Annotated in this window: 19 protein-coding genes, 2 tRNA genes and 1 pseudogene (1 of these 22 cut by a window edge); 18 read left to right on the top strand and 4 right to left on the bottom strand. The window is 43.6% G+C overall.

Features of this window, described 5'->3' with window-relative positions; genetic code table 11:
- Together A2048_06130 and A2048_06125 are read left to right on the top strand one after the other, a co-directional pair.
- A pseudogene (locus A2048_06130) lies at positions 1-31 on the top strand (hypothetical protein); it begins 1,118 nt to the left of the window's first position.
- Between the two features lie 82 nt (positions 32-113).
- Entirely contained in the window at positions 114-947 is an 834-nt protein-coding gene (locus A2048_06125) for a hypothetical protein (GenBank protein OGP11068.1), read from the top strand.
- Positions 948-1,009: 62 nt separating this feature from the next.
- Here the strand turns inward: A2048_06125 and A2048_06120 are convergent, their stop codons facing one another.
- Positions 1,010-1,924 (bottom strand): hypothetical protein, encoded by a 915-nt coding sequence (locus A2048_06120; GenBank protein OGP11067.1) that lies wholly within the window; start codon positions 1,922-1,924, stop codon positions 1,010-1,012.
- 144 nt (positions 1,925-2,068) lie between these two features.
- Positions 2,069-2,144: transfer RNA gene (locus A2048_06115), tRNA-Glu, on the bottom strand.
- On the opposite strand from A2048_06115, the gene A2048_06110 reads away from it, so the two are divergent.
- Together A2048_06110 and A2048_06105 are read left to right on the top strand one after the other, a co-directional pair.
- On the top strand, positions 2,137-2,331 hold the full coding sequence (locus tag A2048_06110; protein OGP11066.1) for a hypothetical protein: 195 nt from the start codon (positions 2,137-2,139) through the stop codon (positions 2,329-2,331). The genes A2048_06115 and A2048_06110 overlap by 8 nt on opposite strands.
- A 73-nt stretch (positions 2,332-2,404) precedes the next feature.
- A complete protein-coding gene (locus tag A2048_06105; protein ID OGP11065.1) occupies positions 2,405-3,337 on the top strand; it encodes a hypothetical protein in 933 nt (310 codons plus the stop codon).
- On the opposite strand, the gene A2048_06100 is transcribed toward A2048_06105, so the two are convergent.
- Positions 3,329-4,588: a hypothetical protein gene (locus tag A2048_06100; GenBank protein ID OGP11064.1), complete on the bottom strand. Its 1,260-nt coding sequence runs from the start codon at positions 4,586-4,588 to the stop codon at positions 3,329-3,331. The two genes, A2048_06105 and A2048_06100, sit on opposite strands and share 9 nt — an antisense overlap.
- Positions 4,589-4,688: 100 nt before the next feature.
- Between A2048_06100 and A2048_06095 the strand changes: the two genes are divergently transcribed.
- From A2048_06095 to A2048_06035, 13 genes are all read left to right on the top strand, one after another.
- Entirely contained in the window at positions 4,689-5,873 is a 1,185-nt protein-coding gene (locus A2048_06095) for a hypothetical protein (GenBank protein ID OGP11063.1), read from the top strand.
- A 58-nt stretch (positions 5,874-5,931) separates the two neighbouring features.
- Positions 5,932-6,009 (top strand) — tRNA-Pro (locus tag A2048_06090).
- Positions 6,010-6,056: 47 nt separating this feature from the next.
- The gene (locus tag A2048_06085) at positions 6,057-8,249 is read left to right on the top strand and encodes a cellulose synthase catalytic subunit (UDP-forming) (protein OGP11062.1); all 2,193 of its coding nucleotides are present in this window, start codon (positions 6,057-6,059) and stop codon (positions 8,247-8,249) included.
- On the top strand, positions 8,246-10,336 hold the full coding sequence (locus A2048_06080) for a hypothetical protein (protein ID OGP11061.1): 2,091 nt from the start codon (positions 8,246-8,248) through the stop codon (positions 10,334-10,336). Before A2048_06085 ends, A2048_06080 begins: the two co-directional genes overlap by 4 nt.
- Positions 10,337-10,356: 20 nt before the next feature.
- The gene (locus tag A2048_06075) at positions 10,357-11,334 is read left to right on the top strand and encodes a hypothetical protein (GenBank protein ID OGP11101.1); all 978 of its coding nucleotides are present in this window, start codon (positions 10,357-10,359) and stop codon (positions 11,332-11,334) included.
- Complete coding sequence (locus A2048_06070; GenBank protein OGP11060.1) at positions 11,331-12,896, top strand: hypothetical protein; 1,566 nt, start codon at positions 11,331-11,333, stop codon at positions 12,894-12,896. Before A2048_06075 ends, A2048_06070 begins: the two co-directional genes overlap by 4 nt.
- Before the next feature lie 101 nt (positions 12,897-12,997).
- Positions 12,998-13,501, top strand: a complete 504-nt coding sequence (locus A2048_06065; protein ID OGP11059.1) for a methylmalonyl-CoA epimerase — start codon at positions 12,998-13,000, stop codon at positions 13,499-13,501.
- A complete protein-coding gene (locus tag A2048_06060; GenBank protein ID OGP11058.1) occupies positions 13,498-14,484 on the top strand; it encodes an aldolase in 987 nt (328 codons plus the stop codon). The genes A2048_06065 and A2048_06060 overlap by 4 nt, the downstream gene beginning before the upstream one ends.
- A 144-nt stretch (positions 14,485-14,628) precedes the next feature.
- Positions 14,629-16,278 carry an acyl-CoA dehydrogenase gene (locus tag A2048_06055; protein OGP11057.1) on the top strand — a complete coding sequence of 550 codons (1,650 nt, stop codon included), beginning with the start codon at positions 14,629-14,631 and terminating at the stop codon, positions 16,276-16,278.
- An 87-nt stretch (positions 16,279-16,365) separates the two neighbouring features.
- A complete protein-coding gene (locus tag A2048_06050) occupies positions 16,366-17,526 on the top strand; it encodes an acyl dehydratase (GenBank protein ID OGP11056.1) in 1,161 nt (386 codons plus the stop codon).
- A 33-nt stretch (positions 17,527-17,559) separates the two neighbouring features.
- Positions 17,560-17,850: a hypothetical protein gene (locus tag A2048_06045; protein ID OGP11055.1), complete on the top strand. Its 291-nt coding sequence runs from the start codon at positions 17,560-17,562 to the stop codon at positions 17,848-17,850.
- A gap of 93 nt (positions 17,851-17,943) precedes the next feature.
- Complete coding sequence (locus tag A2048_06040) at positions 17,944-18,201, top strand: hypothetical protein (protein OGP11054.1); 258 nt, start codon at positions 17,944-17,946, stop codon at positions 18,199-18,201.
- On the top strand, positions 18,170-18,580 hold the full coding sequence (locus A2048_06035) for a hypothetical protein (protein ID OGP11053.1): 411 nt from the start codon (positions 18,170-18,172) through the stop codon (positions 18,578-18,580). The genes A2048_06040 and A2048_06035 overlap by 32 nt, the downstream gene beginning before the upstream one ends.
- 21 nt (positions 18,581-18,601) lie before the next feature.
- Here the strand turns inward: A2048_06035 and A2048_06030 are convergent, their stop codons facing one another.
- A complete protein-coding gene (locus tag A2048_06030) occupies positions 18,602-22,873 on the bottom strand; it encodes a hypothetical protein (GenBank protein OGP11052.1) in 4,272 nt (1,423 codons plus the stop codon).
- A 191-nt stretch (positions 22,874-23,064) separates the two neighbouring features.
- On the opposite strand from A2048_06030, the gene A2048_06025 reads away from it, so the two are divergent.
- Entirely contained in the window at positions 23,065-24,420 is a 1,356-nt protein-coding gene (locus tag A2048_06025) for a hypothetical protein (GenBank protein OGP11051.1), read from the top strand.
- Positions 24,421-24,472 lie beyond the last annotated feature (52 nt).

Here is a 24,472-nt window from a genome sequence, read left to right as displayed (position 1 = left end):
CGAAACTGTAAAAAAATTAATGCATCGTTAACTCCTGTCCCTTCAACGAAGCTCAGGGACCGTATTCCCTATCCGGTCACTGAGCGGAGTCGAAGTGTCCGTGAAAAAAAATTATGCCTCTTCCCAATGTTAAAACAATCATCGCTGTGGCCTCCGGAAAAGGGGGTGTGGGCAAATCAACTATAGCTGCCAATTTGGCCTGTGCCCTGGCCGCCCAAGGTAAAAAAGTGGGGTTGCTTGATGCCGATATTTACGGCCCAAGCCAACACATCATGTTTGGTCTGAAAAATCAGGACCCCATTATTGATATCGATAAAAAAATCATCCCCATCGTCAAACATAATTTAAAACTGATGAGCTTTGGTTTTTTTGTAAAGCCCGATGAAGCCGTTGTATGGCGTGGCCCCATGATTTCGCGCCTGTTTCAGCAATTTGTTGATGATGTAAAATGGAATGATTTAGACGTGATGGTGGTAGACCTTCCTCCAGGAACAGGCGATATTCAACTCACCCTCGCCCAGCATTTACAGGTAACAGGAGTGGTGATTGTAACCACCCCCCAGGATGTGGCCTTGGCTGATGCCATCAAGGGCGTAAACATGTTTCAAAAAGTGAATATTGATATTCTGGGAATCATTGAAAATATGAGTACCTATGTCTGCTCCAAATGCGGACACGAAGAGCACATCTTCTCTCACCAAGGGGGTCAAAAAACAGCCGATAGAATGAAAGTTTCCTTTTTGGGTGAAATTCCTCTTGAACTTGAAACTCGTATTGCAGGCGATGAGGGCACTCCCATCGTTATAAGAGCTCCCCAATCGGCCCAAGCAAAAAGATTTTTGGAAATAGCCTCTTCCATCCTGAAAAAAGCCGAAAACATCCAACCCAAAATGCCGGCCATGCCCTCACTTGAGAATTTACAAACAACAAAAAGTTTTGATGTGTAATTTGAAATAATTAAAAACTTTGTAACAAAAAATACCAAAGCGGCGCCAAGACAAAACAAACTTTATTCAACCAACAAACTAACTGTTGGAAGCACCTCTTGTATGAGGGTTGGTTCTGGAGCAGGAACCTCAAAATCCAAAAGTTTGAAATTAATATTTTGTGTACCTAACGCAATCGCTTCACGGGCCACCTGGCTATCATCAAAAAAAACCAGATTTTGACTACCATTTTCTGAGATAATGCCTGCACGTTTACGCCCTAACGAATCAAAAAAAGTCATTTCAGTTTCATCATTTTTAATGGATCCACGAGCACGAACAAGATTATTTGAATCCATCAGTAAAAGATGCACTCCCTCTACATCCACCCGAGCCTGCGTATTGACACGACCTTGTTCATCCAAAAAAGAAAGAACCGCTGTACTTTCATCTAATCCAAGTGAAATACGAGCCTGATTATGACCATCCAAAATCTCAAAACCCATCTTCCCTTCAGACTGCACGGGCTTTAAATTCAAGCGCGGCCCGGCCCCATAAAAACCAAAATTGGGACCAAGATTTTCAAGATTTAAATTGACTGCCGTTTCTTGAGTTTCTCCTATAGATAATGTGGGTAAGGACCTACCACCGGACAAGATAAAATGGGTCATAGCATGGGAATTCTTCAAAACCATAAGCGTCTTGTTTTCCTTCACATGAAAATTGATTCGTAAGATACCTTGAGCATCTGACAAAAGAATTTCCGGACCAGATTCATGTGGATCCACAATCGCTTTGATGCCCGAGCCATTTTCAAAAACCACTTTTTGTAAATCTAATAAATTTTGGGCCCGCTGGTTCTGACACACAAAGAAATAAACAATAACAACAGCCAACCCTGTCACCAAAAGAGCAATCAACTTGGCCCCCGCATTTTTGTGAACCATGGTCGCCAAACGTGCCCTGACTGTACACTCACCCATTTCTTCAATCTTCATAAGGTTCCTTTCTTAAGATCAATGGATTCAAAACCTCTATTTTCGATTCTCCATTTTCTATTTTCTCGATTTTCCGCCAACATCGAAGGCAAAATACCCCGAAAATAGAAGAATGGAAAAACGATTTTGCCTTACGGAAAATCGTTGCGCTCCCAACGGGATTCGAACCCGTGTTACCGACGTGAGAGGCCAGCGTCCTAGGCCACTAGACGATGGGAGCGAAAAAACTCTTTCCCTTTATCCTGCCCTTCCTTTTGATTCAATCAAAAATTATTTTTTGGGGGCGTCCTTTAGTTTTTGGCTCCCTTACTTATTATTTTGGAAAATACTTCTTTAAATTCACCCTTAAGTCATTGAAAACTTTCATACAATATTTATGGGCTGATGCGTCAAGATTTACTTTTTAAAATTAACGCAATGCATTGAAATATATAATATTTTTAAATATTTTTAATCCAATTTTATTTTTGTTTTGTTACAATGTTTATCCAGATGCTTGCCTCAAAAAAGAATATTTTAGTTATCGGGCCAAAAAGCCTCAAAGAGGTTTTTGCGTCTTTTACACTATCCGATCTTGAATTTAATTTTATACTGCCTGAAAACCTGAAACCTAATTCATCCCATTGGCTTTCATATCAACTCATCATTGTCGATTCCCAAATAAAAGGACCCCAGGATGCCTTCTTTTGGATAAGAACAATCAATCATGTCACCAACAAAAAAATGCCCATCATTTTTCTTACAAATGAAGGGGAAGAAAAAAAGGCTGTGAGTGCTTTAAGCGAAGGGGTAAGCGATGCCCTTTCAAAAGAAGAATTGGTTCCCGTCATTTTACATATGGCCATTCACCGCGCCATTGAGAAAAAACGTTGGCAACAAATTTATCAAAATCTCTCAAACAGCGAAAACACCCCTTTCTTAAAAGACCCTCTTACAGGAATTTATAACCTGGCCTACCTTAAGACACGTCTGGCTGAAGAAAAAACAAGGAGCAAACGCTATCATTTTCCGTTGTCTCTTATTTTAATAAACATCGACCAGTTTTCTGAAATCAACAAGAAATATGGAACCCCTGTGGGGGATCAAATTTTAAAAGATTTGGGTCAAATGCTTTCACGAAATACAAGATCAAGTGATCTGCTTGCCCGCGTTAAAGACGACTACTTTGCCCTGCTGCTTACTCATACGGGCTTGGACCAAGCAAAAGCTGTTTGGGAACGCATGCAAGGGCAAATCATGAAATTTCCCTTCATGATCAAAGAAGACAATTATTTCCTTACAGCACGTGCTATTCTTATTTCATTAAACGAACACCATGAAAGCTTAGACAAACTCATTGCACAAGCTGAAATAATGCTGAAAAAAATATCACCCAAAGACAATGACAACAACCTTTGTGTTTTTTTAGCTTAGAAAAAATTCTATTAGTTTATCATGATGAGCCCTGGCATCTTCAAAACCCAGTTCCATCATTTTGCTGATATAAGCTGGAGCAAACAAAATAAAACTCAAAAAATCCTTGCCATGGGCCAAATCAACATCCATTATTTTTAGAAGGGATTTTTCCATGGTGCTCATCAATTTATTCACCGATTCCATGTTATAAATACTATCAGAAAAAATTTTACGGATATCCATACTGGGAAAAATACTCATCATCTTAAGTTTTTTAATCCCCCTGGCCTCAAAATCCTGACGCAAACGCTGCTGGGCCACATAGTCGTTTATTTTTTTTACAAAGTCGGCCCCATAAATATTCTCTGCATAATTAATGACACGATTAATACGGTTAAGCTGCTCCACATCATATTCCAGGCGATCAACAAACAGTGTTTTGAGAAGCTGACCAATAATTTCACCCATGGTGGGGGGCTTGTCATTGTCAACAAAGGTTTCAAACTCCCCCTGCTCGGCACGTTCAGAGGTATGGTGCAACCCTATCACCAAAATCTTATCCGCTCCCAACTGAATGGCAGGGGACATGGGCGTGTTTAACCTTAAGCCCCCATCGCAATAATAGTTGCGCTGTATTTTAATAGCCGGGAACAGGATGGGAACGGCCGTTGAAGCCATGGCATGAACAGGATCAAGAGAGGTAAAATGGGTTGTATGACGCCCGGTGTATTGAATGCTGGGATGTTTATCAATAAACAATTCCAGTTTTCCTGAATGCACATTGGTGGTGGTAATACTAAGGGCTTTGAGTGAACCATTCGAAATATTCAGCGAGATCTGTTTCCAGGCAATCACTTTACGCAAATAATGTGAAAGGGGCGTGGTATCCATGACTCCCCGGAAATAAACCCTCGCATCCTCATCTGACTTGTCTTTAATAGAACTCATCAGGTTACGAAAAACACCGTATAAGGTACGTTTTAGCAAGTGAGTCAGACTTCGCATTCCGCGGGCATAAACATCCTCCTGCCTTAAATGCGACCAGAAATCATGAATTTTTTGCCCTTGGTATTCCAGATTATGGCTGGTGGAAGCCAAAAAACAGGCGTTAATGGCCCCTACAGAGGATCCACACAAGATATCAAAAGGTGTCTTTTTTGAAATTTCAGTGGGAAGCATCGTTCGTATGTAATGGACCACGCCAGCTTCATAGGCTCCACGGGCACCCCCCCCTGACATCACCAAGGCTAGTTTCTGATTTTGTTCCATAAGTTTTTATGGTTGATTCATATTTCGTGAGTACATTTTTAATGGTTCAATTATAAATAGTGTAGCAAGTTTATTTAAAATCGAGAAGAAAGACTTTTAGATGACCCCTAAATTCAAATACGATGTGCTGGTTTTAGGTGGAGGTGCCGCCGGGCTAATGACGGCGATCACAGCGGCAAAAAAAGGGAAAAAAACGGGCATTATCGAACACAACAAAAAAATGGGGGCCAAAATCCTTATCTCGGGTGGGGGTCGCTGTAATTTTACCAACATAGGGACAAGTCCCCAGAATTATGTTTCTCAAAATCCCTCTTTTTGTATTTCGGCCCTTTCACGATACACACCCTTTCATTTCATTGAATGGGTCGAACAATACAACATCCCTTATCATGAAAAAAAATCGGGCCAACTTTTCTGTACGCGCTCGGCCAAGGATATTTTAGGAATGCTCCAAACAGAAAGTATCGCTGGCAAGGTAGAATCTTGGCTTGAAACAAAAATAAAAGGACTTGAAAAAACCGTTTCCGGTTTTGAAGTGGACACCGACCAAGGAGTTTTCCTGACCCAAACCCTGGTCATAGCCACTGGGGGACTTTCCATCCCAAAAATGGGAGCTACAGGTATAGGTTATGATATTGCCAATCAATTTGGATTAAAAATAACACCTGTGAGCCCAGCGCTTGATGGCTTTGTCCTGCCATCGATTCTTTTGGAAAAAACAAAAAACTTATCCGGTGTATCTGCCGATGTCAGGCTTGATACAAAATTAAAATCTTTTGAGGAAAGCCTGCTCTTTACTCATGCAGGACTAAGTGGGCCGGCAGCCCTTCAGGGCTCGCTTTATTGGAATGCCAGTGAACCCATCATCATCGATTGGCTTCCCGGTAATGATTTATTTGAGAAACTAAAAAAACAAAAAAACAAAAAAATTGAACTAAAAAATTTTCTTTCGCTCTTTTTTCCCCAAAGTTTGGTTTCGTTTTTCTTGGACACATTGGAAATAAAATCGATCCCATTAAATCAGGTCCCGGACACCCTTTTCAAAAAAATGGCGAATATCATCCACCATTGGTCAGTCGTTCCAGAAAAAACAGTGGGCTATCAAAAAGCGGAGGTCACCAAGGGTGGAATTGATACGAATGAATTATCATCGAAAACCATGGAATCAGCCAAAGTACCTGGGCTCTTTTTTGTGGGTGAAGTTGTTGATGTGACGGGCGAACTGGGAGGCTATAATTTTCAGTGGGCCTGGGCCTCGGGCCATGCCTGTGGGAAAGCTTTATGAATGTTTGATTGACAAGCCCTTGTTTTTATCTAAAAACCCTCAAGTCACTCTTAAAATTCGGGGAGTAGCTCAGCCCGGTTAGAGCACCTGCTTTGGGAGCAGGGGGCCGCAGGTTCGAATCCTGTCTCCCCGACAAAGGAGGCCGCCCCGCGTTGCGGGGTCTCCCCGACATGTTTCTGTATAATGAAAACACCTACTTTCAACAAAAGTCTGGCAGGTTTTGTATTGGCTATTTTTCTATGCGTGTTTTTGGCTTGGCCAAGCGTTGATGTTTCGGCCCAGCTATGGCTGGCATTCGCTCTTCTGACCGGTATTTTATTCTGTTTTCGTGCGCCTCAAAACAAAACAGCCCATTTTGTTATGATGGGCTTGGCTACTTTTCTCACCCTTCGTTACCTTGCATGGCGCATCATGCACACCATGGTTTTTGACTCGTTTGTTGGACTTATCATGGGCACCCTTCTTTTTGCTGCAGAAATTTATGCCATTGCTGTCTATCTGCTGGGAATTTTCGTTAACATAAATCCCCTGTGGCGCAAGCCCGTTCCTGTGGATCTTGGGTCCAAAGATCTTCCAAGTGTGGATGTGCTCATCCCCTCCTACAATGAGGGCTGGGCAACACTTTCCAAAACACTCTTGGCGGCCATCCAAATAAACTACCCCAAAGACAAACTAAAAATTTATTTGTTGGATGACGGAGGAACCTCTCAAAAAAGAAATTTGCCCGACAAAAAAGAAGCTCTCGAAGCCGAAGCACGCCACTCATTTTTGAAAAAGAAATGTGATGAAATCGGTGTCTTCTATTTAACCAGAGAGCAAAATCTTCATGCCAAGGCCGGCAATATCAATGAAGGACTTAAAGCCTCACAGGGTGAACTTGTTGTTATTTTGGATGCTGATCATATTCCCACCACCGATTTTTTAGAAAAAACCGTGGGGCCTTTTTTGGAAGATCCTCTTCTTTTTCTTGTGCAAACCCCGCATTTTTTTGTGAATGCCGACCCCATCGAAAAAAACCTGCATACTTTTTCCACCATGCCCGGAGAAAACACCATGTTCTACCGTGGCATTCAAAATGGACTCGATTTCTGGAACTCGGCCTTCTTTTGTGGATCAGCTGCTGTTTTGAGACGGGCTCATATTGAAAAAGTGGGGGGACTTTCCGGAAAAACACTGACCGAAGATGCCGAAACTTCCCTTAAACTACATGCGGCAGGGTTTAACAGCATTTATCTTCGCCGGCCCATGATCGCCGGCCTCCAACCTGAGAGCCTTTCAAGCTTTATTACCCAACGCGCCCGTTGGGCCATGGGGATGGTACAACTCTTTTTGGAAAACAACCCCCTTAAAACCAAGGGACTGCACTGGTATCAAAAAATAGCCTACCTCAACAATATGCTGTTTTGGTTTTTCCCCCTCTTCCGCTTAGTCTTTATTGTGGTTCCCAGTGCTTTTCTCATTTTCAAACTTCATATCTATAATGCTTCGCTTAGAGAAGTGCTGGCCTATACTGTCCCCCATATCATGGCCGCCTTTGTTGTATTTGTAAGGCTTTATGGGAAATATCGATGGAACCTCATGTCTGAAATTTATGAAATCATACTTTCAGTCTATCTTCTTCCATCTGTCCTTAGCGTATTTGGAAAAAACAAAAACAAAACCTTCAAGGTAACTCCCAAGGGCGAAGATTTAAGCCATGGACAACTCTCCCCCCTGGCAACACCGTTTTTTCTGATCATCATTCTTATTTTTGTGTCGCTGGCCATGGGCCTAGTTCATTATCAGGCCAATCCCCTTCTGATAGAAGCTTTTGCCATTAATACGGTATGGGAAATATTTAATCTTATTCTGATCCTGTGTGTTCTTGGGGTTCTTTATGAAGAACAACAACGCCGTTTGGAACCCCGCATTGTCCTCAAAAACAAGGCTGTCCTTTTTTCTGAAAAGAAAAATTGGAAAGCAACCCTGCACGATGTTTCTGCATCGGGAATCAGTGTCATTCTAGAAAATCGCATCCGTTTTGATCCGCTCACTTCTTATTTTATTGAGATACAAAACAAAAATAAAACATGCCGTTTTCGCGTAAAGTTGGTCCGCTCTTTTGAATTAACACCCAACCAGACACAGGCCGCCTTTACCTTTGAACCCACAAGCACCGAAATAGAGGCCGAAAAAATAGCGCTGATCTATGGCAGCAGCGAGTTATGGGAACAATGGATGCAACAAAAAGAGAATAACAGCTCATGGCATGAGATTTTATTTTACCTTCCCGCTATGGGATTGAAATATTTCTATTTGCATGCATGGTTGGTCATCCACACAGTCTTGAATGCGTTTAACTTAAAAAAACAATCCCTGAAGGAGAAACTATCATGAAACAAATCCATTCAATCTTTACCCCACTGTTTGTACTTCTCGCTTTGCTTGCAAGTCCAAATATCCAGGCTTCAACCCATACGCTTCCTATAAACAAGCTTATGGAAACTCCTGAAAGTGTGTGGCTTAAAGGAAGCTATGGCAGCAAAGCCCTCTTTTTTCCTGTTTCCCCTCGTAATCAGGTTGAAAAGGCCCAGCTTCATCTGGAACTGACCAACTCACTTTCCCTTTTGGAAAAAAGATCCCAATTAAACATCAGCCTTAATGGAAAAATTATTACACAAATACCGTTAAAAGCCACAGCCCCTGAAGTGGAATTGGATATCGATCTTCCAACGGATTTATTACGCGTGGGGTACAATGAAATCCGTTTTAGCGCCATTTTACATTACACCCTTGATTGCGAAGATCCTTCTTCCCCAGAATTATGGACCCAGATCGACACAGACCGTTCCCTGTTAAAACTTGAGACAAGTCCCAAAACGCTTGAAAAACCCACCTTGGCCCAACTTCAAGATTTAATAACTCCTCTTGCAACTAACCAGGCCAAGCTTCATTTGGCATTGCCGGGCGATATTTCCAAAAATTTTGCCTGGGGCGCCCTGGCTGCACAATCGGTCGGGTTGCGCTACAAATATATCCCTGTCAACATCACTGAAAGCACCTCACTCCCCAACGATTCGGATAGTATCATTGTCGGCTTAAAAAAAGAGGTGGCTCCCTTGATTTCAAAAGCAACACTTAACTCCATTCAAAATGGATTTTTAGGAATTGAACCACTTTCAAACAACAAGAAATACTTTGTCCTTGTTGTTTCGGGAAACACCGATGAGGAGGTAACCACCGCCCTTTACAGCCTTTTAAACCTCAACTTTCCACTGCCTGACACACCCAGCCTCAATGTAACCAAAATCACACAAGAATCTACCAACAACAAACGTAACCTTCTTCTTGAGGCCAGTGGTCATTATTTATTGACAGATCTGGGTTACAAAACAAAAACTCTTTCTGGCTTCATCGCAACACCCATCGCCCTTGAATTTTGGGTGCCTGCCGATTTTTATTCCTATGATGGAAATGTGGTTCAACTAAAACTTCATTTTGCCTATGGAGCCGGCTTAAGAAAAGATTCCGTCATCAACATCAATTTAAACGATAATTTTGAAAAAGGTATTTTATTAAATAGCGAAGAAGGTGCCTCGTTTAGAGATTATCGCATTGATCTCCCTGTGCGATCTTTGGTCCCAGGAAAAAATACACTCACATTCCAGCCTGAAATGGTTCCCTTGCTTACCGACCGTTGCACCTATATTCAGGATGCCAATCTGCTTTTCACCCTTTATGACGATTCCGAACTCATCATTCCCCCAGCCAATCATTATGTCAGCCTTCCCAATCTCGAATTATTCGGGAAAACCGGCTTCCCCTTCAACAACGGTGACCTTCAGGTTGTCTTAGGGGCCAATGAAAACAGGGCCGCGGCCTTTACCCTTGTCAGTAAACTGGCTCAAATTTCAGGGAACCCCATCACAGGAATCGAGCAAGTTTCCAAGGCCAGTGTGTCTAAAAACACCCTTTTGATAGGAAGTGTGGAAACGCTTCTCCCGCTGGCATATAAGGCCCCTGCCGGCGTTTTAAGTGTCGAAAAACTATTTACACAAATCAATTCATACATGCCCAAACAAAACCAAACAAGTGCCACACAAACCCAGAATAGCCCTCAAGGCGGTCTTGGAAACTACGGCCTTATCAGCATGTTTGAAGGAAAAAACGGGACAACCCAGTTAGCTGTTACTGCAGCCAATTCCGGGATTTTGGAAAATCGTATAAATCATTTGGTAGATAGCTCGCTATGGAGCGCCTTAAAAGGGGATACCACCATTTGGAAAGAAACCCGCGATCTGATGGCCTGGCAAAAAACCATGCCCACTTACAATGTGGGCAAACTGGGCTTCATTGGCAAAGCCGGGTACATGGCTTCAAAAAAACCATGGGTATGGATCATGCTTGTCATTGGGCTCATCCTTTTACTTTCAAGCGTGCTTCGAAAAAAGGTAAGCCATTTTAAGTCTTCAAATAACCGTTAAGGACATCTCATCAAAATATGATGAAAATACTCCTTCAACTTGTCCTTTTTCTGAGCGTTTCATGTTCTGACGCAGATCCTTCTTGGATGGCTTTTAAAAGCCGTTTTGTCACCCAAGATGGCCGTGTGCTCGATACGGGCAATGGCAATATCAGCCACTCGGAAGGACAAGGGTATGGCATGATCTTGTCGGTTCATTTTGATGATCCGCTGACCTTCAATCGATTATGGAAATGGACAAGGAAAAACCTGCAAACCAGACCTGATGCGCTTCTTTCATGGAAGTTCGACAAAAAAGTCACTGATCCCAACAATGCCACCGATGGAGACATCCTGGTGGCTTGGGCCCTGATTTTAGCTTCAAAACAATGGGACAACCCCAGCCATAAAAAAAGAGCCCTAAAAATTTTGGGTGATATCAAAAAGAAGCTGGTTATTTCGCAAAATAACCATTTCATTCTTCTACCAGCTGAAGTTGGTTTTCAAAAAGAAAACGAAATCATTTTGAATTTGTCTTATTATGTATTCCCTGCCCTCCAAACCTTTGCACAGGTTGATCCAAATGGCCCCTGGCAAGACCTTATCGATTCAGGAATGGAACAGATTAAAAAAGCCCGTTTTGGCCAATGGCAACTTCCCTCCGACTGGGTCACCTTCAATCAAGAAGAGACAATGTCCTCCGCACAAAATGAAAACTTCGGCTTTGATGCCATTCGTATCCCGCTCTACCTGGCTTGGGGTGGGCTTTTGGACACACCCCTTAAAGAACCCTTTACCGCCTATTGGAGCCAAAATCCCGATTTCCCGGCCACCATCAATGTAAATACAAATACCATTTCAGACTACCGTGCTCCCACAGGCTTTGAATGTATTGCCACACTCATACAAGCGGACCCCGACGAAAAGATAAACTGGCCCAAACTTGACAAAAATGACGACTATTATTCGTCGGCCCTATGCCTATTATCACGCATGGCTTACCAAGGAGCCGCTTCATGAAAAAATTCATCCTGATGGGATTAATCGCACTGGTGCCCCTTGCCGGCTTACCCCAAGAAAACCAGAAATCTGTTTCTAAATACAAAACAAAAGAGGGCGCTGCTTACAGTTCCAATCCAAACATCCCTCAACAAACAAAACCGCTTCCTTCCATCAACAAAAAATCTTTCAAGAAAAAATCCATCGTTAACCAGGAAGTGGAAGCCTGGAATATTTACAAACAAAAGGATTACCCCAAAGCGTGCACCCTGTTTTTGGAATTGTACAAAAAGAAATCTTCAACCAGCATGGCCGAAGGCGCCTATTACAGCTGCACCAAGGCTAAAAACACAAAACCCCTTTTGGCCTTAAGAGGGTCCCCCGCCTTTGATGAGGTATGGAACAAAAACCTGGCCCAGAAAAATTTCAACCAAGAAAGATATGCCCGAGCCCTGTTCTACAAACCCGATCTTTTCCCCCAATTAGAGAACACACACACAAGCTCGGTCACTCTAGGCTTTAGCGGCCGCTTCAAATCAGGGGAAGACGGCCTTGATCATCTTAATTCAATAATGCTCCCCTCCTTAAGTTTTAAACAAGGGTTGAGCGACTTAAGTCAAATTCAATTCAAACTTTCTCACGTAATGCTCAAAACAGGACAAGCGGATAACCTTTCCCTCATTGGAAGCCCTGCCAATCCACCAGGCGCCTTTACCTTTGGCCCCACAGAAAAACTGGCCCATGGGCTTCTTCCTGAAATCAGTTTCATACACGAAGGACCTTCTCGCATTGAATTAGGATCTGGCACTACACCCATCGGAGGAAAAATCTTCCCCCTTCCCACCGGTTTTTTTAAAATTTCATTCTGGTGGAACAAGGCTTTTGTTTCATTACGTTTATTTGCAGAACCCACCGATGAAAGCCTTCTGTCTTATACAGGCCTCAAAGATCCCTACACCGATGATGATTGGGGACGTGTCTTAAGATTTGGGGGAGTCGCAGACCACAATGTAACCCTGGGTGAAAGATGGAATCTTTCAAGTCAAATACTGTGGAACTACTTAAAAGGAAGCCACGTAAAGGGAAACCAGACTTTTGGATTAAGAGAGCAAATAGGCCGGGTATGGAAAACAAGTGTATTTGAAAACATCATTGTGGGCCCCTTTGTTCAGTACCAGAACTATCACAGGGATTTAAGCCACTTCACCTTTGGACACGGCGGTTATTTCAGTCCAAAACATTTTGTCCAAGGAGGCTTCGGCGCCCTTTTTCAAAGTCAGGACGTGAAAAAAACCATTTTTGAAGGTAATGTCAATGTGGGACTTCAACATATTCGTAAACCAAAAACACCTTACTTTCCCTTTAATAACGATGGACGATTTTACGCCACAAAAAACCAGACCGGGCCTTCTGTCTCGGGAAACTTATCTGCCATGACTCTTGTCAGCAGTCATTTTACTCCCGAATTAGGTGTGAACTTTCGTTATGGGGATGATTATAAAGACATTGCCGGAGGGCTTAACCTTCATTACTTCTTTGGCAAAAGAAAAAATTTGGTGCGGACAGATATGAATCACCCCTAGTTAAGGGACATATCTCCTGCCCCTATGTCAGCAAATCAACCATATAAAAATTTGACAGATAAAACCCCTGTAGGTTATGAGCCAAACGTTCATTTTTTTCTATGAAAGAACTTAAGTTCAAAAAAATCGACCATGTGGCGATTGCCGTTCCTGATCTGGACAAGGGGATTGCCCTTTACCAGTCCCTTTTGGGTAAAAAACCGGAGCACATTGAAGAAGTGGCTGACCAAAAAGTGCGGGCGGCTTTTTTTGGTGTAGGGGAAAGTAATCTTGAGCTTTTATTCCCCACCGACCCTGCAAGCCCCATTTCCAATTTTTTGCAAAAAAATGGGCGTGGGGGGTTGCATCACATTTGCCTTGAGGTCGAAAACATTGAAGAAAGATTAAAAGAACTGAAAGCCAAGGGCGTTGTCCTCATCGATGAAAAACCCCGTATCGGCGCACATGGAAAGAGAATTGCTTTTGTGCACCCCAAATCAACTGGGGGTGTTTTGATTGAATTGTCGGAGACCACTCTCCGGTCGCTGAGCGAAGTCGAAGCGAACCGTCCCTTCAACGAAGCTCAGGGACCACATTCCACCAACATATTGGAGAAAACAAAATGAAAAAACATCCCAACGAAGCCTTGTTTGCCGGTGAAAAACCCTTTCCCATCATTCCCACATGCGAGCATTTTGCTGGCTCTGAAAAACTGATCACCAAAGCCATGGAATTGCAAAACACCAAGGGGGGTGTTTTTGATATTACGATGGATTGCGAAGACGGTGCCCCCACAGGCAAGGAAAAAGAACATGCCGAAATGATTGTGGGCATGGCCAAGGGCCCCCTTAACAAGCACAAGATGGCCGGAGCCCGCGTGCATGACTATACCCATTCACACTGGAAAAAAGACGTCGATATTTTGGTGGGAGGTGCCGGGAATGAATTGGCTTACATCACCATTCCTAAGCCCACCGCAGTTTCTCAGGTAAAGGAAATGATTTCTTATATCCAGGAAACGGCCACAAAAAATAATGTGAAGCGCGAAATTCCCATCCACGTGTTGATCGAAACCCACGGCGCACTCAAGGATGTTTTTGAAATTGCCGCCCTTCCCTGGATGCAGGTGCTTGACTTCGGTCTTATGGACTTTGTCAGTGGTCACCACGGAGCCATTCCCGATTCTTGCATGCGTTCCCCGGGCCAGTTTGAACATGCCCTTATTGCCCGTGCCAAAGGCAATATGTGTGCGGCCGCCCTGGCCTACGGCATTGTTCCTGCACACAATGTGACCCTTGACTTGAAAGATTTCGAGAAGACCAAGGCCGATGCCACCCGCGCCCGCAATGAATTTGGTTTTTTAAGAATGTGGTCCATTTATCCCACTCAAATCGATGCCATCGTGGGCGCCATGCTCCCTGACTATTCACAAATTGAAACAGGTTGTAACATCTTACTTGCCGCCCAGGAAGCCGCCTGGGGCCCTATTCAATATGCAGGGGAACTCCACGATCGTGCCACTTATCGTTATTATTGGGAGCTTGTGCAAATTGCCAAGGTTTCCGGCCAGAAATTACCGGAGACTGCACAGAAGGCTTTTTTTTCATGATGGATCGTGGATCGTTACTCGTGACTCCGTATAGCTTGTTCCCACGCTCCTGCGTGGAAACACAATAAGCCGACGCTGGAGCGTCGGAAAACTGCGTTCCCACGCAGGAGCGTGGGAACGAGAACAAAAATAAAGGACTTTCCCATGACATTCAACAAAACCACTCTCTCCCAATATTTAAATCAGGCCAACACCGTTCTTGATTTCATCCTCAATTTCCTGGTGAAAGAAACCAACAAAGAAGGCCAAATCTCCGTCTCCAAACTGGATCAACATCAAGTTTTAGCCTCCGATTGCGTGTGGATCAAAAGCGAACTCGTGACGGCCAGCCAAGTGGTGGAATACGCAGCGCGTTTGGGTGGCGAGCTCGAAGGAAAACTCGCCATGTTCTACGTGGCCGATGCCTTAAACGACGTCGCTTCCAAAATCGTCCCCCATATTTCCAAAACAGGTCTTGCGCATGATTTTTTGGGAAAGACCATTTGGGACAACGCCTTGATTGATTTCGTCAACGAAACCCTCTCCCCCTCATTTTTCGAGCCCTTGGCAGGCTTGATTGAAAACCGCAAATCCGGTGGTGAATACGGTTTGACCGAAGATCAAAACTTGATCCGCGACACGTTCAAAAAATTCGCTGAAGACCAAGTGATGCCGTTGGCCGAGAAAATCCATCGAGAAGATCTCCTCATTCCCGATTCGATCATGAATGGATTAAAGGAGCTTGGTTGCTTCGGTCTTTCCATTCCCCAACAGTATGGCGGATTCCAAGACGACGCCAAGCCCGACAACATGGGTATGATCATCGTGACGGAGGAATTGAGCCGCGGCTCTTTAGGTGCTGCCGGCAGCTTGATCACCCGCCCCGAAATTTTGGCAAAAGCTCTTTTAAAAGGCGGCACCGAAGAGCAAAAACAAAAATGGCTTCCCCCGATTGCCTTGGGCGATAAGATGGTCGCGGTCGCCGTGACCGAACCCGATTTTGGCTCGGACGTCGCCAGCATGAAAGTCTCTGCCACGCGCAAGGGCGATGGCTGGGTGCTGAACGGAGTGAAAACATGGTGCACCTTTGCCGGTTATGCCGACACTCTTCTGGTATTGGCGCGCACCGATCCTGATTTGTCAAAAGGACACAAGGGTCTTTCCATTTTGATCGCTGAAAAACCGCGCTTTGATGGCCACTCTTTTAGTTATGACCAACCCAATGGGGGCCATATCGAAGGCAAAGCCATTGCCACCATCGGCTATCGTGGCATGCATAGCTTTGAGGTCTCCTTCCAGGATTATTTTGTTCCGGCCCAAAATGTAATCGGTGGCAATGCCGGGCTCGGAAAGGGCTTCTATCTTCAAATGGCGGGTTTTGCCGGCGGACGCTTACAAACAGCCGCACGGGCCTTGGGGGTGATGCAAGCCGCCTTCGAAAAAGCGTTGCAATACTCGCTGGAACGCTCCGTCTTTGGCAAACCCATAGGCCAATATCAGATCACCAAATACAAGTTAGTCCGCATGGCAGCCATTATTCAGGCCAGTCGCCAGCTGACCTATCATGCCGCACGCCTTATGGACCAGCATCAGGGTGTGATGGAAGCTTCCCTGGTCAAATATTACGCCAGCAAGGTGGCTGAATGGGTCACCCGCGAAGCCATGCAATTACATGGTGGCATGGGTTATGCCGAGGAATACGCCGTCAGCCGCTATTATTTGGATGCCCGTGTATTAAGTATTTTTGAAGGGGCCGAAGATGTGCTTGCGCTGCGTGTAATTGCAAGGACGTTGTTGGAAGAGAAATTGAAATAATAATCATGTCATTTCGACTCCGCTCAATGACCGATCTCGGGCCCTGAGCGGAGTCGAAGGGATAAAATTGATTCCACAGGAGATCCTATGCCTACCATCCCCTACCCCCCATTTAAAACGGTAGGGGCAATTCATGAATTGCCCTTACAACAGATCAAATATCCCCAATACGGTCGTGTGTTGGAAGACTTTGAAGAAGGCGAAGTGTTTTGCCACCCCCGCGGAGTCACGATCACAAAAGGTTTTGCGATCGAATTTGCCACCACCTTCATGGAAACCAATCCTCTCTACTTAAATGAAGAATTTGCCAAGGCCCATGGGTTTAAGGATTTGGTGGTTTCTCCCCTCATGGTCATGAACATTGCCCTTTCTTTGGGAGTTCAAAACGATTCTGAAAAAGCTATCGCCAATCTGGGTTACTACAATGTCTGCTTTACAAAACCTGTTTATCCCGGCGACACACTTCGTTCACTCACCAAAGTTTTGAAAAAACAGGCCAAGGAAGGTAAGCCCGGCATTGTGACCATCCGCACCATTGCACTTAATCAAAAAAATGAACTGGTTTTACAATACGACCGCAAAATCATGGTGGCAGCTAGCGGTAAAAAGAGCAACCCAACTACCGTAAGCGGCCAGCCCTTCCCGGACACACCAACCCTGACAGTCGAAATACCGGAGTTTAAATCCAATCCTCCGAAAAACTTGACGGGAGTCGGTACCTATTTCGAAAATTTCAACGTCGGCGACATCATCGTCCACGCTAACGGCCGAACCATCACCGACGAGCATTTCCCCTGGACCTATCGCGTGATGAACACGCATCCGCTTCACTACGATCGCCTCTACTCTACGGCCCGTACGGGGGCCATGAGCGGCGAGCCCATTGTTTATGGGGGATTGGTGTTCGCCTGGCTCGCAGGGTTGGCCAGCCGCGACACAACGGAAAATGCTCTCATGGATTTTGGATACACCGAAGGTTACCACACCCAACCTGCGGTCAGCGGTGACACGGTCTACGCCATCTCCCGCGTATTAGATGTAGGGGCGCCGCTTGCTGCGCCCATCAATGCAGGAGTCGTCACCTTCCAATTAATCGGCCTAAAAAACATCCGTCCCAAGGCCGCTCTCGAAAAATACGATGTTGATCTGTTCATCAAAGAGAACAACAAAAAAGATTTGGGAAAGGAAAAGATTCCGGAGAAGATTTTTGAGATTGAAAGAAGGGTGTTGATTAAGAAGTCAGCTTAAAACCAAATTTACAAGACGTACGTTAAATTACCCATGAGATATCTTAACCTTCTCAAAAAACTTCCTTTCATCCTTCTCCTTGTACTTCCTTTGAAAATTGCCTTCGCCCACGATGGGAATTACGTCCATGACAAAGAATATGATGGGAACGCGGATGCCTTCGAGCTCAACGAATATGACAATCAAAGAGAGACCGCCAAGCAGGAGAAAAAAAGGAAAGAAAAGGATGATCTCGATAAGATGAATAAGATGAAGGTTGAAGTGAAGGATAAGGACGTACCCACTCAAAATGATCGGAATACAATCGACCCTTCTGGATATTGAGGTTTTTGTTATTTTACCAATAAATTCAATGAGATATATATCGCTTTAATATGGATTGACTTACATTTATAAATAAGTAAACTTAATTTTATCATGACTTACTCTTCTACCATTACCTCCAAAGGACAGATTGTAATCCCATCAGATATCAGAAAAACATTGGGCTTAAGCGCGGGCACGACCATTTTTATTGAAGAAAAAAATGGAGAGATTTTACTCCATCCCGCCACAGAGAGATTTTACAAACAATCCTTTGGGCTCCTCAAAGGTTCAAACCTCACCCAAACTCTTGAACAAACCCGCAGAACCGACAATCTTCATGAAAGAAAAAAAGCCAAAAATCCTCGATAGCTGGGCCCTCCTTTGCTATTTCGAAGGGCAAAAGGGAGGGGAGAAGGTTTTGGAGCTTCTTACGCAGGCCACCCAAACCAATCAACAACTCCTCATCTCCACAGTCAATTGGGGTGAAGTTCTTTATACTGTCGAAATCAGACATGGAAAAGAACAGAGAAACACAATCGAAAAAACGATGGGAATGATGAATCTCGAAATCATGGATGTGGACCAAAACCTCACCCGTGAAGCAGCAAGTTTTAAATCCGAATTTGGCCTACCCTATGCCGACTGCTTTGCAGCGGCTCTCACCTCCCTTAACAAGGGAATTCTGATTACAGGAGATCGTGACTTTAAAAAAATAGAGAGTCAGATCGAGATTTCGTGGATTCAATAGGGTGTTGATTAAGAAAGTGCCTTAAAAATCATGCTTTTCCATCTTGTCTTTTAATTTTTGCAAAAGGTCCTCAATCTTTTCTGCTCCTTCGGGGTCGTGTTTTTTCAATTGTTCATCAATGTGTTTCAATTTTTGGATGGCATACTTGTATTGAAAATTGACCGGTAAGTCTAGAATACTTGAGACATAATGTGTAGCACATTCTACAATATGAGTTTTGATAAAATCCGTCCATTTTGCGTAATCGTTTTCTACTAAAGCGTAATAAGAAAAATCAAACGCGCTATCATAATCTTTCATCTGATAATGAAGCTCAGCTAACCTGCTGCTAAAATCGTTTTCCGATTTTTTATCACCCTCTTTCCACATAAAAACCCAAAGTATTCTCTCCTCTTTTTCGGCTTCGCCTTGCGCACGATAGTATGAAAGTAAAAATTCAGAGGGCCTTCTTTCGCCCACAATCCTTAAGTTTGGGGCAAGGGCTTCATACAGTTCTGCCTTCAAGGGGGCTGGAATGGTGGATTGATCCATGAGATAAAAAATGGCAACGGGCGGCAGGTCCTGCTCATGATCTTTGAAGTAGACTTTAAGTTCGGACCATTTTCCCTCTTGTACGAGCTGCCGTGCCTGCCGGAAAGCACTGCATTTGGAATTTTTAGATTTTTCAAGCTTGGGATTGGAAAGAAAGGCCGTCACTAGCTCTTTTTCAATTTCAGGTCGTCCCAGATGTTGGAAATAGCTGGCGAACGACAAGCCCTCTGACAGCAAGTGGGAGTTTGCCAAAAAGAAGGCGCGGTAAGTATTGACGTAATGGTTTAGGGCCACCCCATCGAAAGTTTTTAAGACAAAGGCGACTTCGAAATCATCGGGTAGGGAGTTTGAATCAGGTTTTAGATTTTGCTGAAAGCGTTCAGTGAGTAATTTTATCCAGGCTTTTTTCCCCATTTTCCCCCATATTTTTAAGGCTTCATAACGTTGCAACGTAAAACGGGCTCTTAACGCCTTATTTAAAGGATGATCTGCCGCGAAACCTGAAAATAAGTCTATATAGATTTTGGCCTCATCCTCTGTAACTTGACTAAGCGCCAGCTTGAAAAGAGTTGTATCTGCTTCACTATAAAAATCAAGCTCAGGAGACCAAACTATTTTGGTTAAAGTTAAACAGGCAAATTGGTGAGCAGGCGAAAGGGTGTTTAAATTTTCTGCGATGGTTTGGTTAACCCATCTTCCCTTGTTCTTTTCACGTTCGAGTAAGAGTGGTTTATCTTTCTCTCTTAACCAGAGGCTAAAATCGTCGCAATACCACTGCTCTTTTACATCCGCGGCGATTAAATCAAGGCTATAAAGGGCTTTTGCCAGGTGACCTTCTTCTGCATGTTCCCAAATCGGAAAAATAAGATCACGGTAAAGTTTTCTATAATCTTTTAGTTCCTCTTTGCTTAGTTCACGGGCCATTTCAAAAAAACAATATTCTTTATCCGTGCGCCAATCTTCGCCCCCAGTGGGTGCCTTGTCCATTTGTTCATAGGAACCTAAGATATCGCCGGAAATAAATGGATAGATAGCCGCATAAACTTCAATGGCTTCATTCCCTGTGTTGAGCAAACAATCCCAAATAAGCCCTAAATGCCCTCGTAGCTGATCTGGATTTGTTTTAGCGAGTTGGATACCCTTCGCTTTTAAGTGATCCAAGGCTTTTCGGGCAGAGGAACCCCCACGCGCCAGATTTAAGAGCACCCACAGTTCTTCATCCTTTTCTTTTAAGTGATCAATAACGTCCAATAAAGGAGTAATGACCGAATGTTGTTTTGGATACACCTCATCAGCAAAACTGAGCAGTAATTGTGTGGCCGGATCAATGACAACCTCGCTGCCTTTAGTATTTTGTGACATGGAATCCAGGCTTTTAAAGCTCATGTTTAATCTTTTGGCCAAGGCTAAATAACGGCGACGGATAGAGATGAGAGTGCCCAAAGTTTTTTGAGTGGCAGTTTTCGAGGGCTCTTTTTGTTGCATGTATTTATTTAAAACAAGTCTCATCGCAAAAAGCAGTTTATCCAGATTTTGATTCTTCTTTTGAATAGCAGCTTTGATTTGGGCTGTAAAAACCTGGGGGTCTTTTACTTCAAATTGTTCAAAAGGCGAATTGCTCCAGAGAGTGAGGTGTTGGTCACAGGCTTTAACCCCCTGTGCTGTCTCATATCCACAGAGTTCAGCTTGCACCAGCTGAGGTCTCACTTGTTCTACCATGGGTCTTCCCCCGCCTTGATTGCGCAGGCTTGCCATCAATTCAGGCACAATCTCCCTGGGCTGAAAGTGAATGAAATTTCCGTGAGTATCAAAAACAAGTGTGGATTCAAATGCGTAAAGTGAAGGAAAATAAAGAAGGATCTTTTGGGAATAAGGGGCCAATTTGGTTTCAACATCGCTGATCTGCGCTGACAAATCGGGCCCCTTTTTTTGTGCCTGATACTCCAGCTTGTTCCTCAGGCCTAAAAGCTCCACATAGGAGGCCATTTCCTCGAAATTACCTTCGAATATCTGGTTAAAAATGTTCACTACAGCATAAAGGGCCTGAGGATCTTCATCCATAGGCAACAGATGCGTAATCTCATGTGAACCTACTTCACGCATGAGGGCCGGATTCGTATTGGCAAGCATCCAGATGGCATGGCCTGAACGTTTGTGAAAAGTAAATGCCCGGCCTGCAACGCCTACAAATAAATCCGGTGTTATTTCCGCCTCTTTCTCTTCTTGGTTAAATTCTTCAATATCCTCTTCTCCTTTATAACCTGCTTCTCTCATGGCTTCATAAGCCCGGGAAGGTTCGGTTAAGAATACAGTGAGTGGTTCTAGGTTATTAAGCCGTGCATAGCGGGCGTAAGGATAGAGTGTTTGTGCCAAAGTGTCATAGAGTTCATTGATCTTAGCTTGATCTTGGGGCCCAGCTAGGGAAGCAGGCAATTCAAAATAGACTTTCACCGTATAAAGGTAGCTTTGTGGAACCACACCCAGCTCATCTCTTTTTTCAGTCAGATGGCTTTCCTTTTCGTCGGGGAAAATATAACGGATCTCCTCTATATGGCGGATCCCATCTCTTTTTCCTTGAGAAGTAAGAATTTCATAATGAGGGAGATGAGGAGCAGAAAAACTGGGGTTCAAAGTTTGCGCTTCGGCCGGCCCCATTTTAAGTGTGCATTGCTCGCTGCCCATTTGCGGCTCCGCTGGATCATGATTTAAATTGGGGATAATGGAATTGATACCGGCTTCGACACAGGTGACTTCAAAAGGCGACATTGTCGTATCAGAATCATTTCTACCATACACCTGTAAGCCCATACTCCACGTACTGCCATCAAGGCCCTGTTTATCGAGGTGAGACCGATCATAATTTACTCGTACCCAGACTTTGGAATCAATTCCCGCATCCTGGTAGAAGCCTTCAAATAAATACAGAACTGCCTCACTGACAGGAATCACTTTTCCGTTCTCACGCCAGGTCACTGTCCAGCCGGGATGCACAAAATCAGTGCTGCCCTTGGAGGGCGGGATCAATTTCAAGTAGGGATAGCGTGCTTCAAAGGCCGCTTGTGTGGTTTTGAAAGCGACCAAGGCTTGGGAAAGATTAACAGGTTCATTGTTTTGGGCTGACTCAAAAATGCCCTTGGCAATACGGTTTAGTAAGGGGCTCATAGGCGCTTGAAAGTGCATGAGTTGCGCCATGAGTTGAAAACGGTCATTTCTTGCAGTAATGGAAACTTCCTTTATCAGCCTTAGGTATTGCTTTACAGCAGCCTTAGCCCATTGCAAAGATTCGTAGGAGGCATTGGGAAAGTATTTGTTTTCGTCAGCTAAAATTTTTCTGGCAATATCTTCAAAATCGCTAGCAAATTTTTGGAAGGAGACCTGAATTTTTTGTTGGTGTCTGGGGTTATGATAGGAAAGATATTCTATGTTTGAAGTATCAGTGGAAGTGTTGACAGCGACATGGCCATCCATCTTTCCATCTTGATTTGTATCATAAAAGAAAAAATAATCATGGGGAGCTCCGGCATAAAATACGGGGGGCTTCCCATTAGCGGAACTGCTTAATTGATTAAGCAACGAAGCCAATTCATAGGGATGATATGTTTGGGTGCGGATAAGTTGGCCGTGGGTATCTTGATATTCAACTACTTTCTGCTCAGGATTTTCAGGGATATCGTAAATTTGAATAGGAATTACTTTCTTACCCTGAGAAACCTGAGCTAAGACATCCTTAAAACTTGCTGTTATTGAAGCAATAAATGCCATATCTTATTGAAATACAAGCAATTAGCATGCCCTGTGTATTGTTTAATTTTATAAATAAATTCAACATACTATATATGAATCCTTAATAGTTATGGGGTGAGTTTACCTTAAGCTTTGAAATCTCCTTAATTTTACGTAAATTTAAGTAAAATAATTCTTGAAATTACGTAAATTTAAGGAAACAATAGGGCATGAATTACTTCCCGAGGTTTTTGGAATCTCCGTTAAAAGCAACTATCGAAGAAAAAACTCAACACAAAAATGTGCTGGTGCTTTCTGGAGCCAGACAGGTGGGCAAGTCAACGCTGATTTCTCATTTACTCCAAGAAAAACCTTTCCTTCTCCTTCATCTCGAAAAAAATCCATCAATCGCAGCGCAAATCGACCGTTGTGAAAACTTCGAGGATTTTGAGAATTACCTTCAAGGGGAACACCAGTTCAATCCGACTCAAAAAATACTCGTGATTGATGAAGCTCAAGTTTCCCAAAAGCTGGGTTCGTTTGTACGCTTTATGAAGGAAGAATGGAAAGAAGCCACAGTCATTCTTACCGGCTCCCTTATCAACGAACTCTATCGTGAAACACCCCGCAGACCAGTGGGAAGAGAAACCTATTTCACCTTATGGCCCTTGACCTTCAAGGAATTTTTAAAAGCCATGGATCAAGATTCATTGGTTGAAACAATGGAGAAGTTCCACGCAGGGAACACACTGTCAACCATCAGTCATGAAAGGTTTGCCAAGTATTTTGATCTTTATTTGAACGTGGGTGGGCTTCCAGAAGTGGTTCGTGCCTATAAAGATCAAAAAGATTACCGAAAAGTGCGGGCTGATATTTACAAAACTTATGAAGACGACTTTGTCCGTTATTTTTCCATCGATGATGTGAATCTTTTCAGAAGGTGCCTGGAAGCAGTGGCTTCCAACGTTGGTTCTCCCAGCAAAGACAGCCACGTTGTCAGGGTAGATAGTCCAGGCTACAAAAAAGTGGCCTCTATCTATGCCCGACTTGAAAAATGGCATTTACTTATCAAATGTGAACAACTTGGTTTACAGCCCGAGGAAAACAAATTCTCTCCCAAACGCTATCTTTATGATGTCGGCATTTTAGGAGATTTAAGACTGAAGGGCATCCCCACCGGAAGCATCCGGGAATTATCATCTTCCATGACACGCACTCCCATGGGAGGGCTCATCGAAAATGCCGTAGCCCTTTCATTAAAAACGCAATTTGAAGATGATATCTTTGGCTTGAAACTTTCAAGCCGAGCAGAAATTGATTTCGGCGTAAAATATAAAGGACTTATTTATCCAGTTGAATGTAAATTATCAGAACGATTTAAGGAAAACTTTTTGGTGAGTTTAAAAACTTACCATACCAAAATGGCAACGAATACCCCCTCCTTTCTTCTTTACGGAGGCTTACCCCTTTCAAAAGAAAATATTTACGTTTTACCATTTTATCTTGCCGATGAACTCAAAAGATTAATTCAAGAGTCACAGAAGAACCTAGGAGCCTGTCGGGGAAACATTTTTAGTAATTCATGATCGGCAACAGCCCCGGTTTTTGATATAAGGAGGCATGAAAACATTTAAACCG

It is taken from the genome of Deltaproteobacteria bacterium GWA2_45_12 (genome assembly GCA_001797365.1).
Classification (GTDB): Bacteria; UBA10199; UBA10199; order UBA10199; family UBA10199; genus UBA10199.
This window is presented reverse-complemented; position numbering and strand designations above follow the sequence as displayed.

What these genes read in the sequence shown, in the direction of transcription:
- A2048_06075 (OGP11101.1), top strand. Translation starts at nt 10,357, where the DNA reads ATGAAAATACTCCTTCAACTTGTCCTTTTTCTGAGCGTTTCATGTTCT.
- A2048_06030 (OGP11052.1), bottom strand. Translation starts at nt 22,873, where the DNA reads ATGGCATTTATTGCTTCAATAACAGCAAGTTTTAAGGATGTCTTAGCT.
- A2048_06040 (OGP11054.1), top strand. Translation starts at nt 17,944, where the DNA reads ATGACTTACTCTTCTACCATTACCTCCAAAGGACAGATTGTAATCCCA.
- A2048_06125 (OGP11068.1), top strand. Translation starts at nt 114, where the DNA reads ATGCCTCTTCCCAATGTTAAAACAATCATCGCTGTGGCCTCCGGAAAA.
- A2048_06060 (OGP11058.1), top strand. Translation starts at nt 13,498, where the DNA reads ATGAAAAAACATCCCAACGAAGCCTTGTTTGCCGGTGAAAAACCCTTT.
- A2048_06065 (OGP11059.1), top strand. Translation starts at nt 12,998, where the DNA reads ATGAAAGAACTTAAGTTCAAAAAAATCGACCATGTGGCGATTGCCGTT.
- A2048_06035 (OGP11053.1), top strand. Translation starts at nt 18,170, where the DNA reads ATGAAAGAAAAAAAGCCAAAAATCCTCGATAGCTGGGCCCTCCTTTGC.
- A2048_06045 (OGP11055.1), top strand. Translation starts at nt 17,560, where the DNA reads ATGAGATATCTTAACCTTCTCAAAAAACTTCCTTTCATCCTTCTCCTT.
- A2048_06050 (OGP11056.1), top strand. Translation starts at nt 16,366, where the DNA reads ATGCCTACCATCCCCTACCCCCCATTTAAAACGGTAGGGGCAATTCAT.
- A2048_06085 (OGP11062.1), top strand. Translation starts at nt 6,057, where the DNA reads ATGAAAACACCTACTTTCAACAAAAGTCTGGCAGGTTTTGTATTGGCT.
- A2048_06080 (OGP11061.1), top strand. Translation starts at nt 8,246, where the DNA reads ATGAAACAAATCCATTCAATCTTTACCCCACTGTTTGTACTTCTCGCT.
- A2048_06055 (OGP11057.1), top strand. Translation starts at nt 14,629, where the DNA reads ATGACATTCAACAAAACCACTCTCTCCCAATATTTAAATCAGGCCAAC.
- A2048_06070 (OGP11060.1), top strand. Translation starts at nt 11,331, where the DNA reads ATGAAAAAATTCATCCTGATGGGATTAATCGCACTGGTGCCCCTTGCC.
- A2048_06100 (OGP11064.1), bottom strand. Translation starts at nt 4,588, where the DNA reads ATGGAACAAAATCAGAAACTAGCCTTGGTGATGTCAGGGGGGGGTGCC.
- A2048_06095 (OGP11063.1), top strand. Translation starts at nt 4,689, where the DNA reads ATGACCCCTAAATTCAAATACGATGTGCTGGTTTTAGGTGGAGGTGCC.
- A2048_06105 (OGP11065.1), top strand. Translation starts at nt 2,405, where the DNA reads ATGTTTATCCAGATGCTTGCCTCAAAAAAGAATATTTTAGTTATCGGG.
- A2048_06110 (OGP11066.1), top strand. Translation starts at nt 2,137, where the DNA reads ATGGGAGCGAAAAAACTCTTTCCCTTTATCCTGCCCTTCCTTTTGATT.
- A2048_06120 (OGP11067.1), bottom strand. Translation starts at nt 1,924, where the DNA reads ATGAAGATTGAAGAAATGGGTGAGTGTACAGTCAGGGCACGTTTGGCG.
- A2048_06025 (OGP11051.1), top strand. Translation starts at nt 23,065, where the DNA reads ATGAATTACTTCCCGAGGTTTTTGGAATCTCCGTTAAAAGCAACTATC.